At 68.6% G+C, this 17,136-nt stretch carries 12 protein-coding genes; 7 read left to right on the plus strand and 5 right to left on the minus strand.

Annotation, left to right across the window (positions count from 1 at the left end):
* The first annotated feature begins 126 nt into the window (after positions 1–126).
* A complete protein-coding gene (locus tag AAF184_00675; GenBank protein MEO0420819.1) occupies positions 127–756 on the plus strand; it encodes a hypothetical protein in 630 nt (209 codons plus the stop codon).
* On the opposite strand, the gene rlmKL is transcribed toward AAF184_00675, so the two are convergent.
* From rlmKL to AAF184_00690, 3 genes are read right to left on the minus strand one after another with little or no spacing between them, the layout of a single operon-like run.
* The gene (rlmKL, locus tag AAF184_00680) at positions 753–2,990 is read right to left on the minus strand and encodes a bifunctional 23S rRNA (guanine(2069)-N(7))-methyltransferase RlmK/23S rRNA (guanine(2445)-N(2))-methyltransferase RlmL (protein MEO0420820.1); all 2,238 of its coding nucleotides are present in this window, start codon (positions 2,988–2,990) and stop codon (positions 753–755) included. The two genes, AAF184_00675 and rlmKL, sit on opposite strands and share 4 nt — an antisense overlap.
* Positions 2,987–3,985 (minus strand): serine/threonine protein kinase, encoded by a 999-nt coding sequence (locus tag AAF184_00685; protein MEO0420821.1) that lies wholly within the window; start codon positions 3,983–3,985, stop codon positions 2,987–2,989. The genes rlmKL and AAF184_00685 overlap by 4 nt, the downstream gene beginning before the upstream one ends.
* A gap of 27 nt (positions 3,986–4,012) precedes the next feature.
* Positions 4,013–7,222: a glycosyl hydrolase gene (locus AAF184_00690; GenBank protein ID MEO0420822.1), complete on the minus strand. Its 3,210-nt coding sequence runs from the start codon at positions 7,220–7,222 to the stop codon at positions 4,013–4,015.
* Between the two features lie 135 nt (positions 7,223–7,357).
* On the opposite strand from AAF184_00690, the gene AAF184_00695 reads away from it, so the two are divergent.
* The gene (locus AAF184_00695; GenBank protein MEO0420823.1) at positions 7,358–7,918 is read left to right on the plus strand and encodes a YigZ family protein; all 561 of its coding nucleotides are present in this window, start codon (positions 7,358–7,360) and stop codon (positions 7,916–7,918) included.
* A gap of 92 nt (positions 7,919–8,010) precedes the next feature.
* Complete coding sequence (locus AAF184_00700) at positions 8,011–9,315, plus strand: dicarboxylate/amino acid:cation symporter (protein MEO0420824.1); 1,305 nt, start codon at positions 8,011–8,013, stop codon at positions 9,313–9,315.
* Between the two features lie 2 nt (positions 9,316–9,317).
* On the opposite strand, the gene AAF184_00705 is transcribed toward AAF184_00700, so the two are convergent.
* Positions 9,318–10,562: a hypothetical protein gene (locus AAF184_00705; protein MEO0420825.1), complete on the minus strand. Its 1,245-nt coding sequence runs from the start codon at positions 10,560–10,562 to the stop codon at positions 9,318–9,320.
* Positions 10,563–10,760: 198 nt separating this feature from the next.
* On the opposite strand from AAF184_00705, the gene AAF184_00710 reads away from it, so the two are divergent.
* Positions 10,761–11,504 (plus strand): glutathione peroxidase, encoded by a 744-nt coding sequence (locus AAF184_00710; protein ID MEO0420826.1) that lies wholly within the window; start codon positions 10,761–10,763, stop codon positions 11,502–11,504.
* 104 nt (positions 11,505–11,608) lie between these two features.
* Here the strand turns inward: AAF184_00710 and AAF184_00715 are convergent, their stop codons facing one another.
* Positions 11,609–13,942 carry a xanthine dehydrogenase family protein molybdopterin-binding subunit gene (locus AAF184_00715; protein MEO0420827.1) on the minus strand — a complete coding sequence of 778 codons (2,334 nt, stop codon included), beginning with the start codon at positions 13,940–13,942 and terminating at the stop codon, positions 11,609–11,611.
* Positions 13,943–14,110: 168 nt separating this feature from the next.
* Here AAF184_00715 and AAF184_00720 point away from each other — a divergent pair, with 168 nt between their 5' ends.
* The 3 genes from AAF184_00720 to AAF184_00730 are packed head-to-tail and all read left to right on the plus strand — an operon-like array spanning position 14,111 to position 17,115.
* Complete coding sequence (locus AAF184_00720) at positions 14,111–14,254, plus strand: hypothetical protein (protein ID MEO0420828.1); 144 nt, start codon at positions 14,111–14,113, stop codon at positions 14,252–14,254.
* Positions 14,255–15,295: a magnesium chelatase ATPase subunit I gene (gene bchI / locus AAF184_00725; GenBank protein ID MEO0420829.1), complete on the plus strand. Its 1,041-nt coding sequence runs from the start codon at positions 14,255–14,257 to the stop codon at positions 15,293–15,295.
* Positions 15,292–17,115, plus strand: a complete 1,824-nt coding sequence (locus tag AAF184_00730; protein MEO0420830.1) for a magnesium chelatase subunit D — start codon at positions 15,292–15,294, stop codon at positions 17,113–17,115. The genes bchI and AAF184_00730 overlap by 4 nt, the downstream gene beginning before the upstream one ends.
* Positions 17,116–17,136: the final 21 nt, after the last annotated feature.

Genomic DNA, 17,136 nt, shown 5'->3' on the forward strand with positions numbered 1-17,136 from the left:
CACTAGCCCGCGCCAAAAAATCCGGGCAAACCAACCGGGCCCAAGGCGCATCCAACGAGAAAACACACCCTCGCTCCGGCAATCGGCCGGGGCGGGGGATCATCGCCTCGTTGGAAGGAGACTCCCATGGCCCGTACCCGACCCACCGCCGCGGCGCTGCTGCTCGGCTTTTCCATCTTCGCCATTGCGAGCGCGCCCATCAGCGCCGGCGCCGGCCATGCGCGCCACGGTGCCTACGACGTCGCGCTCTACAGCGATGACGACCGCGACGAGCAGATCGTGGTCATCCGCCTCGACGGCGACGCGGCCACGGGTGTCGAAGGTACGGATGCCGACGCCCGCCTCCTGCGCGGCCGCGATGCCGAACGCGCCTCCCGCCGCATCCACCGCCTGGCCGAGGACGGCGACGTCAACTTGGTGGATGTCGATTCGGAGGGCTCCGACAACGTGACGATCGTCGCCGAAGACGGCGACGGCACCGCCTACATCTCGATCGGCGAACACGGCATCGAGATCCACGCGGACGGCGACGACAGCGAAGACAGCGTCCACATCAGCTTCGGCAACCCCAGCCGCAACGCGCGCAACGCCGAGAAGGGCGCTGTGCGCATTCACGCCCGGGGCGATGACGATAGCGACCGCTCGGTGGTGTTGCTGAGCAATCTCGACGCCGAGGCCACCCGGGACTTCATCGATGATCTCGATGACGTGCCCCGCGCCCTGAAGCGCGAGATGCTGCGCGAGCTCGACCTCTAGGCGCGACGCAGGCGCCAGCAGTGGTGGATGCGCGGGTTGCGGGCGAAGTCCGTTGGAATGCTCTCGCGGGTGAGGTCGTCGATGACGACCTCGTGCTGAGGCCCAAGCGCCGCTGCCACCGCTGCCTGATCGAACTTGAAGCCACGCAGGTTGTTCGAGAACAGCAAGGTGCCGCCCTGGCGCAGTAGCGCCAAGGCCCGGCGCAGCAGTTCGACGTGGTCGCGCTGCACGTCGAAGGTCCCCTCCACGCGCTTGGAGGTGGAGAAGCTCGGTGGGTCGACGAAAATCAGATCGTAGCGGTCCTGCGGACCCTCGACCCCCGGCGCCAGCCAACCCATCACGTCCGCTCGGATGAAGCGATGAGCCGCCTTTGACCAGGGCCCCTCGGGCACGTTGAGGCCTAAGTTGCGCTCCGCCCAGTCGAGGTAGGTGTTGGAGAGATCGACGCTGGTGGTGGAGCGCGCCCCGCCCATCGCAGCCGCCACGGTCACCGCGCCCGTGTAGGCGAACAGATTCAGAAAGTCGGCTTGATCCGCCTGCTCCTTGACCCAGCGACGCAGGGGCCGGTGGTCCAGGAACAGGCCCGTATCGAGGTAATCATCCAAGTTCACCTCGAGGCGATAGCCGTGCTCAACCACCTCCAACCGCTCGTCTCGCTCTGCCTGACGGCGGTATTGGGTGGCGCCGCGCTGGCGCTGGCGTCGTTTCAGGTGGACCTGAGGCGGCGCGAGGGAGAGCACCTCGCCTACCGCGCCCAGGGCATCGTTCACCCGTTCGCGGGCGCGCGCCTGATCGATCTTCGCCGGCGCCGCGTATTCCTGCACGTGCGCGTGCACCTGGCCCTGCACCGTCTCGTAGAGGTCGATGGCGAAGCGGTACTCGGGCAGATCCCCATCGTAGAGGCGATAGCAGGTCACCTCCTCGCGTCGCCGCCAGCGCGCGAGGTTGCGCAGGTTCTTGCGCAGGCGGTTGGCGAGCTCTTGCCCACCCGCGGACAATTCGCGGGGACCCTCCTCCCGCGCCGGGCCTGCATCGCCCACCTGCCCTAGATCGAACTGCAACAAGCGACAGTCGATCGGACCGTTCATGAAGCGGTGCGTGCGGGTGGCGCGCAGGCCGAGTTCCCGACCCAGGGGCGGATTCCCCGTGAACACGGCACCGACCCAGCCCTCACCGTAGTGGCGGCGCAGGTGCTGCCCGAGGCTCGCGTAGAGCCCTGCAAGCTCGCGCTGCTCGCCGAGGCGCTCGCCGTAGGGCGGGTTGGCCAGCACCAACCCCTTGCTCGGCAGGTCCGACAGCGCCTGCTCGTCAGCTATCTCCCGGCGGCTGAGGGGCACGTGGTCGCCAAGCCCCGCCCGCACCAGATTGCCTTGGGCGATGCGCAGGACCTTGCCGTCCGCATCGAAGCCTCGGATGCGTCCGGGCACCAGGCGATCCGCCGCGGCGCTGGCGCGCGCGCGGGCTTCGCCGAGCAGACGCTCCCAACACTCACGGTCGTGGCCCAACCAACCATCGAAGCCCCAATAGCGACGGGCCGGCAGCCCGGGGGCCACATCGCCGGCGATCCACGCCGCCTCGATGAGCAGGGTGCCCGCGCCACACATCGGGTCGATGAACGCACCCCCATCGGCGGCGATCTGTGGCCAGCCGGACCGCAGCAGCAACGCTGCGGCCAAGGTCTCGCGCAGCGGCGCCACGCCTTGCTCCATCCGGTAGCCCCGCCGATGGAGCGGTTCGCCGGACAGGTCGAGGGAGATCACCGCCTGTTCACCGCGCACCAACACGTGCACGGGCACGTCTGGACGGGTCGGCTGCACCGAGGGTCGCTCGCCGCTGCGCTCACGCCATTGGTCGACGATGGCGTCTTTGACCCGTTGGGCCGCGAAGTGGCTGTGGCGAATGCGCGCCCGCTGCAGGGTGGCCACCACGGAGAGGGTCTGCTCAGGGCGAAGGTGCGCGCTCCAGTCGATCTCCCGAGCCGTGGCGTAGAGCGCGTCGCCGTCGCCGGCGGCGCCGCTCGCGATCTCCATCAGCACCCGTCCCGCCGTACGCGACCACAGGCACGCACGGTAGGCAGCCTCGAGACTGCCGGTGGCGATCACCGCGCCCGCCCGCTCCTGCACCTCCTCGAAGCCGAAGGCCTCGACCTCCTGCAGCAGAAGAGATGGCAGGTGCCTGGCGCAGGTGAGCGTGAAGCGCTGCGCGCCCGGCGAAGGGTCTGCGGGCGTGCTCAGATCAGCTCCAGTGGCGGCTCACGCATGGCTGCCAGCTGCTCTTTCAGCTCGAGAATCTGCTGCTCCCAGTAGCGCTGGGTACCGAACCAGGGGAACGCGCGCGGAAACGCCGGATCGTCCCAGCGGCGTGCCAGCCAGGCGCTGTGATGGAGCATGCGCAGGGAGCGCAAGGACTCGATCAGGTTGAGCTCCGCGCTGTCGAAGTCGCAGAACTCACGGTATCCACCGATCAATTTCGCTAGCTGCGCTTGCTGGCGATCCCGATCGCCCGAGAGCAGCATCCACAAATCCTGGATCCGCGGGGCTGTGCGCGCATCGTCGAAGTCCACGAACCAGGGCGTGTGCTCGCGCCACAGCACGTTGCCGGCATGGCAGTCCCCATGGCAACGGATCCAGCGACTGCGCGGCACGAAGCCCATGTGAGCATCCACCTCCACCAGCACCTGGCGCGCCACGATCTCCCAGGCCTCGAGCAGCTCCGCGGGCACCATCTCGCTGGCGAGGAGAAACTCGACGCTATCGTGGCCGAAGGCCTGGGCGTCGAGCACGGGACGATACTCGAATTCTTGAGCCGCGCCTGCCTGGTGCATACGCCCGAGGGTGCGGCCGAAGACTTCGAGATTGCTCAGGTCGTCGAGCTCCGGCGCCCGCCCGCCACGGCGAGGCGCGATGGTGTAGAAGAACCCCTCGTGTTCGAAGAGCGCCTCGTCGTCGCCGTCGTAGAGCGGCGCCACCACCGGGCACTCGAGCTCGTCGAGTTCGCAGGTGAAGTCGATCTCCTCCAGGATCTGCTCGGCACTCCAGCGCCCGGGACGGTAGAACTTCACGATCACCGGCGCCTGCTCATCGAGGCCCGCTTGGTACACGCGGTTCTCGTAGCTGTTGAGGGCGAGGAGACGACCGTCGCAGTCAAGGCCCTGTGCCTCGAGCGCATCGAGGATGAAGCTCGGCGTCAGTCTGTCGAAGGGATGCTCCGCGACATTCGAGTCCTTCACCACCTCCTCATCACTCCCTGCCATCGCTCAGCGAGGCTGCAGCACCGCTTCCACGTGGGGTTCCCCACGCTCGAGCATGCCCGCGTTGAACGGGGCCAGGTACTCATCGTGGATGGCCGCCAGGGCGTCCACGCGTCCCGCCCACTCCTGCTCCAGATCGCCCAAGCGACGACGGGCCCCGTCGGTCACCGGGGTGCCCGCCGCGTCGATCGCATCGATCAGGTGGCGCACCTGCACGTCGAGCATATTGGGCCAGTTGATGTCGTCCTCGAAGGTCTTGTGCAGGGGCTGGGTCACCGTCTGCTCCCACGCGTCGAGGCGCACGATGGCCTCGTCCGCCAGGCGCGTGAGCTGCGCCCCGCGCTCACCGAGGCCGTCCAGGCGCCCGCGCGCGCCCGACAGGGCCTCCCGCACCTCGCGGGCCCGTTCGAGGGTGCCCAACAGGCTGTTCATCAGCGTGACCGATTGGCGAAGGGCCGCGGACCGAGCCGCGTGACCTTCGGTATCGAAGGGCAGGCGCGGATCAGGCAGCACCTGGATCGGCACGCTCACCTGTTCGCCCGCATAGGTGAGCACGGCCCGGTAGTCGCCTGGCGCGACGCGTGGCCCGGACCAGCCCGCGAACAGGCGCACATCGTCGACGCAACGCAGGCGGTCTTCGCCGAAGTCCCATACCAAACGGTTGAGCCCTGGCGCAGCACCGGGGTTGTCGATGCTCACCGGGCTGCGCGGATCCTCGTTGCCCTTCACGCAGGCATCGTCCGCCAATCCCGCCGAGGAGTAGTGGCGCACGACACGACCGCTGCCCGCCTCCTCGATCTCGATCGTGATCGGCAGTTCCTCAGCAGCACCTTCGGGCGGTGTGAGGTGGTAGTAGAGCACCGCCCCGTCCGCGGGGTTCTTGCCTTCGTAGGCGCTGCGTCGCCCGCCGCCGCGCTCGAGCATGATCGCGGGCGCGGGCGTGTAGGCGTGCAAGGGTGTACGCAGGGGCTCGACGGTGGCACGCACGGTACTGAGGTCATCCAGCACCCAGAAGCCACGCCCTTGGGTGGCGGCGACAAGGCGGTCCTGGCGCACCTTCAAGTCCGTGATCGGCACGGGCGGGAGGTTCAAGCGCAGGGACTGCCAGTGCCCGCCACTGTCCGTACTGAAGAACATCCCTACCTCGGTGCCGACGTAGAGCAGACCAGCGCGCTGCGGGTCCTCGCGCACGACTCGCGCGAAGGTGTCCGACGGCAAACCGCGATCGATGCGGCGCCAGCTCTCACCACCGTTACGGCTCTCGTACACATAGGGGGAGAAGTCGTTCAGCTTGTAGGCGGTGAGCGCCAAATAGATTCGATCGGCGTCGTGGGGCGAGATCTCGATGGCGTTGACGTGGGCTTCCGGCGCCTCGGGCGGCGTGAGGTTGCGCCAGGTCTTACCGCCGTCGCGCGATCGGTGCACGAGGCCGTCGTCGGATCCCACCCACAGCTCGCCCTGACGATGGGGCGACTCCAGCACGTAGAAGATCGTGTTGTAGAACTCCGCCCCGGCCTGCTCGTTGGTGATCGGACCACCGCCACGGCCCTGCTTGGACTCATCGTCGCGGGTGAGATCGGGACTGATCTCCTCCCAACTCACGCCACGGTCCGCGCTGCGCAGCAGCTTGTGGGTGCCGTAGTAGAGTACCTTCGGATCGTGCGGGGAGACGGCCACCGGCGCGTTCCAGTTGGTGCGGTAGCGGTGCTCGCGCACGTCGCGGCCGAAGACGTACTCGGGATAGGGCTTGATCGGTCGCACGCTGCGCGTTTTCAGGTCGTACTCGGTGAGCGTGGCGTTGATCGTGGTCGCGTAGACATAGCGGGGGTTGGCCGCGTCGAAGGCCACGTGGGCGCTCTCGCCGCCGCCGACGGGGTGGAAATCCTCCATGCCGATACCGCCGTCCAAGGTTTGGCTGGCGATTGCCACGGTGGTGTTGTCCTGCTGGCCGCCGTAGATCCAGAAGGGGAAACGATCGTCCGTGGACACGCGGTAGAACTGGGCGGTGGGTTGATTGTCGAGGGTCGACCAGGTGCTGCCGCCGTCGAAGGTGACCGTGGCGCCGCCGTCGTTGGCGTTCACCATGTTGCGCGGGTCATCGGGGTTGATCCACAGATCGTGGTGGTCCCCGTGAGGTCCGCTCAGCCCTGAGAAGGTGCGGCCACCGTCGATGGACTTGAACATGCGCACGTTGAGCACGTACACGGTGTTCTCATCCTGCGGGTCTGCGGCGATGTGGTTGTAGTACCAGGCGCGGGCCTGGATCAGGCGCTCGCCGTTCAGGCGCGTCCATTGATCGCCGCCGTCATCCGAGCGATAGAGACCGCCCTCCTCGGCTTCGACGATGGCGTACACGCGCCGCGGGTTGGCCGGCGAGACGGCTACGCCCACCTTGCCGATGAGGTCGGGCAGCCCGCCCTCAAGGCGCTCCCAGGTATCGCCGCCGTCCGTGCTGCGATAGATGCCACCCCCTTCGCCTCCGGAGCGCACGAACCAGGGATTACGGCGGTGATGCCAGAGGGAGGCGAAGAGCACGCGCGGGTTCTCCGGGTCCATAGAGAGGTCCGTCGCCCCCGTGTCCGGATTGACCGCGAGCACCTGTTCCCAGGTGTCACCGCCGTCGCGACTGCGGTAGACGCCACGCTCCTCGCTGGGGCCCCAGGGATTGCCCTGGGCCGCCACGTAGAGCAGGTCGGGATCGCGCGGATGGACCACGATATCCGCGATCTGGCGGGTGGCCTCCAGGCCAAGGTGGGTCCAACTACGGCCGCCATCGGTGGAGCGGTAGAGGCCGTCGCCGTGGGAGGTGGTCACGCCCCGAATCGGCGCTTCGCCCGTCCCCACGTACACGACGTTGCGATCGGAAGGGGCCACGGCGATGGCACCGATGCTCCCCACACCGAAGTCCTCATCGGAGACGTTGCGCCAGGTGATACCGGCGCTGTCGGTATGCCAGACGCCACCGCCGGCTGCGCCCATGAAGTATTCCCGGGTGCGACCCGGCACGCCGGCAACGGCGGTAACGCGCCCGCCGCGCCAGGGACCGACGGACCGCCACTCGATGCCCTCCAGGCGTGCCGGATCCACCGCGGGCGCCGCCGGCTGCGCGTGCGCCGCCAGCGTGCCGCCAAGGACCGCTGCGACCAGCAACGCCGCGCGCCATCCCGAACGGATCTCATCGGAGTTTCCCGTCTGCCATTGCCACCGATCGAGCACGTTGGTCTCCTCGCCTCTAGTACTTCGCTGCCATGCGCGTGGTCGACAATGCGTGCAAAGCAGCATCGAGTTCAAGTCTGCCCACGCGCCCGGTCTCGGCTGGCAAGTGCGCGGTGGCTGAACCAAGATGCGGCCATGATCACCCTTCGTGAGCCCTGCGAGGGCCTGCTCGAGGCCAAAGGCTCCCGCTTTCTCGCCAGCGTAGTGCCCATCACGCAGTTCGACGCGCACCTGGCGGCGTCGCGGGCCGCACACCCGAAGGCGAACCATCACGTGATCGCCTGGCGTCGCCTGAACGAGCACGGGCAGGTGCAGGAGGTGGCCAAGGACGACGGTGAGCCCTCGGGTACGGCCGGCCAACCGATGCTGCGGGTCCTGCGCGGTCAGGGGTGGATCGAGGTGGGTGCGCTCGTGGTGCGCTACTTCGGCGGCATCAAGCTGGGCACCGGCGGGTTAGCGCGCGCCTACGCGGGCGCCATGAGCGAGGCCCTGAAGCACGCGACGCCTATCCCGTGGGTCGAGCAGGCCGAAGCCCTGTTGCGGGCGCCCTTCGACACCTCGGCCATCCTCGAGCGCGAGGTGAACGGTGCGGACGGCGTGCGCATCCTCGAGCGCCACTTCGACAGCGCCGGCGTTCGCCTTCGCGTCAGCGGTCCTTCCGCGCACATCGAGGCCCTGCGCGAGCGCTACGGCTGATCGGCGCATGTCCTCCGGCGCTGGCCCCGATTACACTGCGCCGTGCGCTCCCGACCGCGGGAGCGGATTCGATCGGAGCTGAAGGAGCTGCCATGTCCGTCCAGGTCGCCCTCTACTGGGCCATTCTCGTCGCCGCGTTCGCCGGTCTGTACTGGCTCGCCCGGGGTGGCAAGACCCTGCTCTGGCAGCGGGTGATGATCGCCCTCGTGGGCGGCGTGGTGGTCGGCTTCGTGTTCGGCGACCTGGCGATCTCGAGCAAGTGGATCGGCGACATCTTCGTCAGGCTGATCCGGATGATCGTGGTGCCCTTGATCTTCACCACCATCGTGGCGGGCGTGATCTCCATGGGAGATCCGAAGCGTCTCGGGGGTATCGGCGCGAAGGCGATCGGGCTCTACATGCTCACCACCCTCGGCGCCATCATCGTCGGCCTCACCTTCGGGGTGTTGTTCGAACCGGGCGCAGGCGTGGACATCTCGGGCGCGGTGCCCAAGACCCTGGCCGAAGCGCCCCCCATCGGCGAGCGCTTGCTCAACATCGTGCCGGAGAACCCCTTCGCCGCGCTCGCCAACGGCGACGTCCTGTCCATCATTTTCTTCTCGCTGTTTCTGGGGGTTGCGATCGTGCTGGCGGGGGAGAAGACGAGACCGCTGAGCGATGCGATCGAAGCGGCAGCGGAGACCGTGCTGAAGCTCGCGACAATCGTCATGGAGTTCGCGCCCTACGGCGTCTTCGCCCTGGTGGCCTGGGTGGCCGGCACGCTCGGCATCGATGCCCTGCGTCAGCTGTTCGTGCTGACCCTGGTGGTCTACGGCGCGTGTGTGGTGCACATGATTCTGGTCTACGGGGGGCTGATCCGCGGCGTCCTGGGCTTGCCGCTGGTGCGCTTCTTTCGCGGCATCCTCGATGCGCAGGCCGTGGCCTACTCCACGTCATCGAGCTCCGCCACACTGCCCGTGACCATCAACTGCGTCGAGCGCAACTTGGGGGTGAAGAACACGGTGGCCTCGTCCGTGCTGCCGCTCGGCTCTACGATCAACATGGACGGCACGGCCCTATACCAGGGCATCATCGCCACCTTCGCCGCCCAGGTGTTCGGCATCGACCTCGTGTTTACGGATTACCTATTGATCGCGCTGACCGTGACCCTGGTCTCCATCGGCACGGCTGGCGTACCTTCGGCCTCCCTGTTCCTGGCGGCCACGGTGCTCTCCACCTTCGGCGTGACGGACGCGCAGACGGCGCTGATCGTCGGCTTCATCCTGCCCTTCGACCGGATTCTCGATATGGCGCGCACGGTGGTGAACATCACCGGCGACGCCGCAGTGGCGGTGACCGTGGCGAAGTCGGAGGGAGAACTGGACGAGGAGAGCTTCCGCTCGGTCGCCGTGATCTGAGCTCAGCCGAGGCGACGCGGCAGCGATCGTAGCTTAGCGAGGCCGGCCCAGCGGGCCTCGTCGACGCGGGTCTGGAAGCTGCACACGGGGCTGGGACGAAACCCGAGACGCCCGGCTTCGGCCATCAGCAGGCAGCTGGCGTGCCACGGCTCGTGCACGGCGGCCGCGCGGTATCCCGGCGGCAGGGACGCACCGAGCGAGGCCACCAGGGTCTCCACCAGGGAGGCTGGCAGCCCACGGGTGCCGAACAGTCCCTTCGGGCCCTCGGCACCATCGAGATCGAAGCTAACGGGATCAATCACCAGTAGGTCCGGACGATCCCAGGCCAGGCGACGACTGATCGCCCGCGGGCGCCGCAGATCGCAGATCAAGCCTGCGTGGGGAAGGCACTCACCGTTCAAGCTGCGCACGCCGCCGCTGATCACAGCCACGTCCGCCAGGCGCAGGTGACGACGATCCGCCGTGACCACCAGTAGCCCCTCGCGGATCGCACACTCCGCGAGCTCGCGGCTGTTGTCGAGGAGCGTCTGGCGCGTCGCCAACTCCTGCAGGCGTCGCGCGAGGGGCCCTTCACCGGCGCCCAAGGCCAGGTGACGGCAGACGCGCGCCGCGGCGCTGAGCAGGGACTGGCGCCCGATGACTTCACCGTAGTGCGCATCGCCGATCAGAACTAAGCGCTCGACGCGCTCACCGAGCAGGGCAGCCACGGTGCGCCCGACCGTGGTGGTGGCGCCGAGGACGGCGAGCGTGGAGCGCCCGTAGTGACGACCGAGGCGGGCCATCGCCTGGTCCAGCGCGTAGTGGGTGGCACCGGAGGTAAGCGCGCCGCCGGTGCAGGTGCGTTGATCCGCATCGTGCAGGTCCTGCCCGTCCCGCGAGGCGTCCGCGGCCACGGCGGACAGGCCGATGTACTCCGCCCCGCGCTCGCGGCCAAGGGCGCTGGCACCACGCAACTCTTCCAGATCGACCGGGTCAGGCAGCGCCGCATCGGCACGGCCAGCCAGAATGATGTCGCCCACCGTGTTAGCACCACCGGCGGTGGTCACCCGGACATCGCGCAGCAGCAGCTCCACGCCCTCGGTGCTCTCGCCAGCGACAGCCACCCGCTGCGGATGGCTGGCGAGGGCGGGATTCATGAGCATCGCGTCCGCGCGATGGAGCACGTACGCGAAGCGGCGCGACGGCACGTCGATCCGGGCTGGCCTCGCCTGCGCAGCACTCTCGGCCGATCGAAGATGACTGGACATGGAATGCCCTCGGTGGTGTCTTTGGTAGGGTCGGGAAATAGTTCGCCAGTCATAGCGGACACGATTCAAAAAAAACGTCTCCCAACGCACAGATCCACTGATACCACTGGCCTATCGATCGTTTCGGAAATAGGTATTTCCGCCTGTGGAACCCCTCCCCTAGACTGCCGGCCTCCCAACCCCCCAGAGGTCTGCAACATGCTCGAATCCCGAGAAGGACAACGCGTCCCCAACGTGACGTTCCGCACCCGCCAGGGCGATCAGTGGGTCGATGTGACCAGCGACGACATCTTCGCCGGCAAGACCGTCGTGCTCTTCGCGCTCCCCGGCGCGTTCACCCCCACCTGCTCCTCCACCCATCTGCCGCGCTACAACGAGCTGGCGGCCACATTCAGCGCCCACGGCGTGGACACGATCGCGTGCCTGTCCGTAAACGACACCTTCGTGATGAACGCGTGGGCTGGCGACCAGGACGCCGAGAACGTGACCTTCATCCCCGATGGCAACGGCGAGTTCTCCGCTGGCATGGGCATGCTCGTGGACAAGGCTGACCTGGGCTTTGGCAAGCGCACCTGGCGCTACTCGATGCTGGTCCGCGACGGCGTGATCGAGAAGATGTTTATCGAGCCGAACGAGCCCGGCGATCCTTTCAAGGTGTCCGACGCGGACACGATGCTGACCTATCTGGCACCGAGCGCGGAGCCGGCCAAGCGGGTCACCGTCTTCACCAAGCCGGGCTGCCCCCATTGCGCCCGCGCCAAGGCCCTGCTGAAGGATCGCAACATGCCGTTCGAGGAGATCGTGCTCGGCGAACGCGGGCTTTCCTACAGTTCACTCGCCGCCGTCACCGGCCAGGGCACGGCGCCGCAGATCTTCATCGAAGGCGAGCGCATCGGCGGTGCCGATGACTTCGAGAACTGGCTAGGTCAACAGGGCCGCTAGGTTCACCCAGGCGCGGAGGTTCGCCGCGAGCCTCTCGCGCCGGCACCTCGAGGCTGGTCGCCCAGGCATCTCCCCCGTCGCCTGGGCGTCCATCCACACGCCGCTCAACGGCTTGCGTGTATCGCCTGCCAAAGGCGATGGGGCGTCAGGGGCATGTCGAGGTCTTCAACGCCTAGCGGTCGCAGGGCATCGAGTACCGCATTGACCAGGGCGGCCGGCGCACCGATCGTGCCCGCCTCTCCCGCGCCCTTCACCCCTAAGGGATTGCTCGGGCTCGGTACGCAGTCGAACTGCACGTCCAGACGCGGCGACTGGGCTGCGCGCAGCACCCCGTAGTCCATGAACGTGCCGGTGAGCAACTGGGCCGTATCGTCGTCGTAGACCACGTCCTCCACCAGCGCCTGGCTGAGCCCCTGGATCGCGCCGCCCACGATCTGCCCCTCCAGGAGCAGGGCGTTGCCCACGTGCCCCATATCGTCCTGCACCACGTAGCGCACGATCTCGATCACCCCCGTCTGGGGGTCCACCTCCACCTCGCACACGTGAGCGCCGTTCGGGAAGGTGCCGCCCGCGGGCCCGAAGGCCTCGCTGCTGGCAAGGCCCGCAGCCACGTCCTCGGGTCGGCGCTCAGGGTCATGGCTGGCCGCCGCCACCTCGGCCAGGGTCACGGCGTGGTCCGTACCCGCCACCGCGAAGCGCCCCCGCTCGAAGACGATGTCCGCCGTGCTCGCCTCGAGCATCTGCGCGGCGACCCGCACGCCCGCCTGCTCCATCGCCTCCAGCGTGGCCACCAGCGCGGATCCGCCGATCGCCAGGCTGCGACTTCCGCCGGTGCCGTTGCCCCTCGCGATCTGCGCCGTGTCGCCCTGGATCACGCGCACCTGCGAGACGGGCACGCCGAAACGCTCGCTGATGAGCTGCGCGAAGACGGTCTCGTGGCCCTGCCCGGTCGACTGGGTTCCCACGCGCGCCTCGATCACACCGTCTTCGCGAAAGGCCACCTCGGGACGATCCTTGCCGTACGCGGCACAGACCTCTACGTAGTAGGCAATACCTAAGCCGCGTCGTAGGCCAGCGCTGGAGGACGCCTCGCGTCGCTGCTCGAAGTGCTCGCCCTGCGCGCGCTGCCAGGCGCCATCGAGCAGTCGCTGGTACTCGCCGCTGTCGTAGGTCTGTCCCAGGGCCGAGGCGTAGGGAAACTGCTCCGGGCGAATGAAGTTGCGACGACGCAGCTCGCCGGGCGCGATCCCGAGTTGAGCGGCCGCCTTGTCGACCAGGCGCTCGATGAGATAGCTGGCCTCCGGCCGGCCGGCACCACGGTAGGCATCCAGGGGCGCGGAGTTGGTGACCATCACGTGGGTCTCGGCCCACGCATTGGGGATGTCGTAGGCGCCGGTGAGCATCGAGCTGCCGAAGAAGGCCACGCCGGCGCCGAGCTGCGAGGTGTAGGCACCGACGTTGCTGTAGGTGCGGGCCTCGAGGGCCACGAAGCGCAGATCCTCATCCAATCCGAGCACCGCGTGGCTGAGGTGATCGCGGCCGTTCAGGTCGCCGAGGAACCCCTCGCTGCGGGTGGCCTGCCAGCGCACCGCCTCGCCCAGCGCCATCGCGGCAAAGGCCACTACCACCGGTTCGCTCTGCAGGAACAGACGCATGCCGAATCCGCCACCCACATCTTCGGTGATGACGCGCAGGCGGGAGGCCTCCAAGCCCAGGGTGGCGCCGAGTTCGTGCTGGACGGCGTGCACTCCCTGGCTGCCCATACGCATGGTGAGCGAGCGGGAGGCCCCATCGCCCTGCGGTATCGCGAGACACCCGCGAGGCTCCAAGGTGACGGGGGCGACGCGGTTGTTCACCACATCGATCTCCACCCGGTGCGCGGCCTTGGCGAGGGCCTCGGCGGTGGCCTCGCGATCGCCCCGGGCCCGGATCCCGAGGAGGTTGCCCGGTGCCTGCTCAGGCCAGAGCTGCGCGGCATCGTCCGCCAGGGCTGCCCGCAGGTGCCCGACGGCGGGCGCCTCTTCCACGTCGAACTCGATGAGCTCGATCGCGTCGAGCGCCGCGGCCACACTGTCTGCCACCACCGCTGCTACGGCCTCACCCACGAAACGCACCCAGCCTCGAGCCAAGGCGGGTTGTGGCAACGATACCTCGGCACCCTCGCCCCCCTCGGGGTTGAAGGCATTGGGCCGCGGGTCAGCCACCCCTGCCTGATCGAGGTCGTTGATGGTGAAAACGCCCAGCACTCCCGGCGCCTCGCGCGCTGGCCCCACATCGAGTTCGAGAATCCGCCCGTACGCCACGGGAGAGCGGAGGAATACCAAGTGCCGCTCGCCCTTCTCCGCTCGCACATCCTCCGTGTAGCGACCGGCGCCGGTGATCAGGCGCTGGTCCTCCGTGCGCCGCTGCGCAGACGGGTGTGGCACGGAAATAGGCATCGCTCTCTCTCCCTTGGCGCTAGCCGGGTACGTGGCTGTAGACGATCGCCTCGCAGTGTAGCGTGGACGTCGATCTGTGCAGCGCTGGAGCCGACCTGCGAGTCGCGCACCGATAGCCCGTCGTTGCGCCTTCGATGCTAAACTTGCACCTCACGGAACGTGACCGTCATGCAAAGGACCCGCCAGCCCGTGCGCGCGAATCTCGCGGCCAGCTCCGCTCCCGCCTGCCCCGCCCCGCAGCATATTCCCCGCACGCCGGCCCTCGGCCTCGCCGAAACCGCGCCTGGCCTCGACCCGCACTTGAGTTACTGAATGCCCTCGTTCACACAGGTTTATCCCTTCTCGGCCATCGTCGGTCAGGACGAGCTCAAGCTCGCCCTGCAGATCGCGGCTGTGGATCCTTCGGTCGGCGGCGTGCTCGCCTTCGGCGACCGCGGCACCGGCAAGTCGACCGCGATCCGCGCCCTCGCGGACCTGCTACCGAAGATGCGGGTGGTCAAGGGCTGCCCCTACGGCTGCGCACCCATGCGCCCGGGCGGCTTGTGCGCCAGCTGCCAATTCGATCGCAACACGCCGGCCGAGGAGATGAAGTCGGGCCAAGCCCCGGTGCCCGTCGTCGACCTGCCCCTGGGCGCCACGGAGGATCGGGTGGTCGGCGCCCTGGATCTCGAACGCGCCCTCGCCCAAGGTGAGAAGGCCTTCGAGCCTGGCCTCCTGGCCCGGGCCCACCGGGGCTTTCTCTACATCGATGAGGTCAACCTACTCGAGGATCACCTGGTGGACCTGCTGCTCGACGTGGCAGCCTCCGGCGAGAACGTGGTCGAACGCGAGGGACTCAGCGTTCGCCACCCGGCCCGCCTGGTGCTGGTCGGCTCCGGCAATCCGGAAGAAGGTGAATTGCGCCCGCAGCTATTGGATCGCTTCGGCCTTTCCGTCGAGGTGCGCACGCCCACTGACGTCAAGGCCCGGGTGGAGGTGATTCGTCGCCGCGACGCCTTTGAGGACGACCCGAGTGCCTTCCGCGACAAGTGGAAGCGCCAGGACAGTAAGATCCGCCGAGCGATCAAGAACGCCCGCGAGCGCCTCGACGATACGGTGGTCAGCGACGAGACCCTCGAGCGTATCTCCGAACTCTGCGTGCGCCTGGGCACGGACGGCCTGCGCGGTGAGCTCACTATGATGCGCGCCTCGCGAGCCCTCGCCGCCCTGCGCGGCGACGGCGAGGTGCAGGACGAGCACCTGGTGGCGATCGCCCCGTCGGCCCTGCGCCACCGCCTGCGGCGCGATCCGCTCGACGAGGCGGGCTCAAGCGTGCGCGTACAGCGTGCGCTCGAGGACGCATTCCCGGCGTGAACCCCGAGGGTAAGAGGGATGCCGGCGGCAGCAGCGGCTGGGCCAATGCCGCGAGCGTCGCGGCCCTCTTCGCCGTCGACCCCTTCGGCACCGGTGGCGTGCGCCTGCGCGCCTGCCCAGGCCCGGTCCGCGACAGCTGGCTGAAGACGCTCCGCGAGCTACTGCCGCCGAGCATGCCGTGGCGCCGTGTCCCAGCGCATATTCGTGACGATCGCCTCCTCGGCGGACTCGACCTCGCCGCCACCCTGCAGGCGGGCCAGGCCATTGCACAGCGGGGTGTTCTCGCCGAAGCGCACGACGGGCTGATCGAGATCGCCATGGCCGAGCGCCTGGACCCCGCCATCGCAGCGCGCATCTGCGCCGCCATCGACACGGGTCAAGTGAGCATGCAGCGCGAAGGCTTGCGCGGCAGCAGTGCGGCCCGCTTCGCCGTGCTCGCCCTGGACGAGGGCGACCGAGAGGCGGGCGAGGAGCCGCCCGCATCGCTGCGCGATCGCCTCGCCTTCACTATCGACCTGCACGCCATCTCCTGGCGCGAGACCGGTGATGACTGGTTCGAGGCGGAGCGGATCGCGGCAGCCCGCGAGCGCCTGGGGAAGATCACCGTCGACGAGAAGCTACATGAAGCCTTAGGTGCCGCCGGGATCGCCCTAGGGGTCTGGTCCCTGCGGCCGACCCTGTTCGCCCTACGCGTCGCCCGCGCGGCCGCTGCCCTCGACGACTGCGACGCGGTGACCGACGAGCACATCGGCCTCGCCGCGCAGCTGGTGTTGGCGCCCAGGGCGACCCGCGTGCCAGCGCCCCCACCGCCACCGCCTCCCCCTGACGAAGAGCAGCCCGACGAACCGCCGCCCTCGATGCAGGACGAGGACAAGCCCGACGACGCCGATGAGTCGACGCCACCGCCACCGCCCGAGGAGTTGGGGGAACTCGACGAGCAGGTTCTCGAAGCGGCCACCGCAGCGATCCCCGAGGACATCCTGCGCGCGATCGCGGCCCAGGCCGGCGCCCTCGACGCCCGCAGCAGCGGCGGCAAGTCGGGTGCGGTGATGAAATCGACCCGGCGCGGCCGCCCCGTAGGCAGCAGCCCGGGCATGCCTGCCGACGGCGCTCGCCTCGCCGTCCTGGACACGCTTAGGGCCGCCGCACCCTGGCAGAAGCTCCGACGCAAGACGGACCGGCGAGCCACCGCGGGCGGTCCGCGCCTCGCGGTGCGCAGCGAAGACTTCCGCGTACTGCGCTTCCGCCAACACACCCAGACCACCACCATCTTCGCCGTCGACGCATCGGGCTCCGCGGCCCTGCATCGCCTCGCCGAGGCGAAGGGCGCGGTGGAACTGCTCCTCGCCGACTGCTACGTGCGGCGCGATGAGGTCGCCCTCATCGCGTTTCGGGGTCGTGACGCGGACTTGCTGTTGCCACCGACCCGCTCCCTGGTGAGGGCCAAGCGAGAGTTGGCAGGCCTACCCGGCGGTGGCGGCACGCCCGTGGCCGCTGGCCTCGATGCTGCTCGGCTCCTGGTCGATCAGGTCAAGCGGGCCGGGCAAACGCCGTTCCTCGTGATCTTGACCGACGGGCGCGCAAACGTCGCCCGCGACGGCAGCGGTGGACGCGACCGTGCGATGGAGGAGGCCCTCTCCGCGGCCCGTCTTCTGGCCAACGAACAGGTGCATACGGTACTCATCGACGTTTCACGCAAGCCTCAACCCCAGGCGGCGACACTGGCCCAAGCCCTCAACGCGCGCTACCTGCCACTTCCGTCTGCGGATGCCGCGCGCCTTAGCGATGCGATACGCGACGCCGGCCCGAGCGCGGGTTAGGCAGACCCTCGGCCGACGAGG

This window comes from Pseudomonadota bacterium (assembly GCA_039815145.1).
Classification (GTDB): Bacteria; Pseudomonadota; Gammaproteobacteria; order Steroidobacterales; family JBCBZW01; genus JBCBZW01.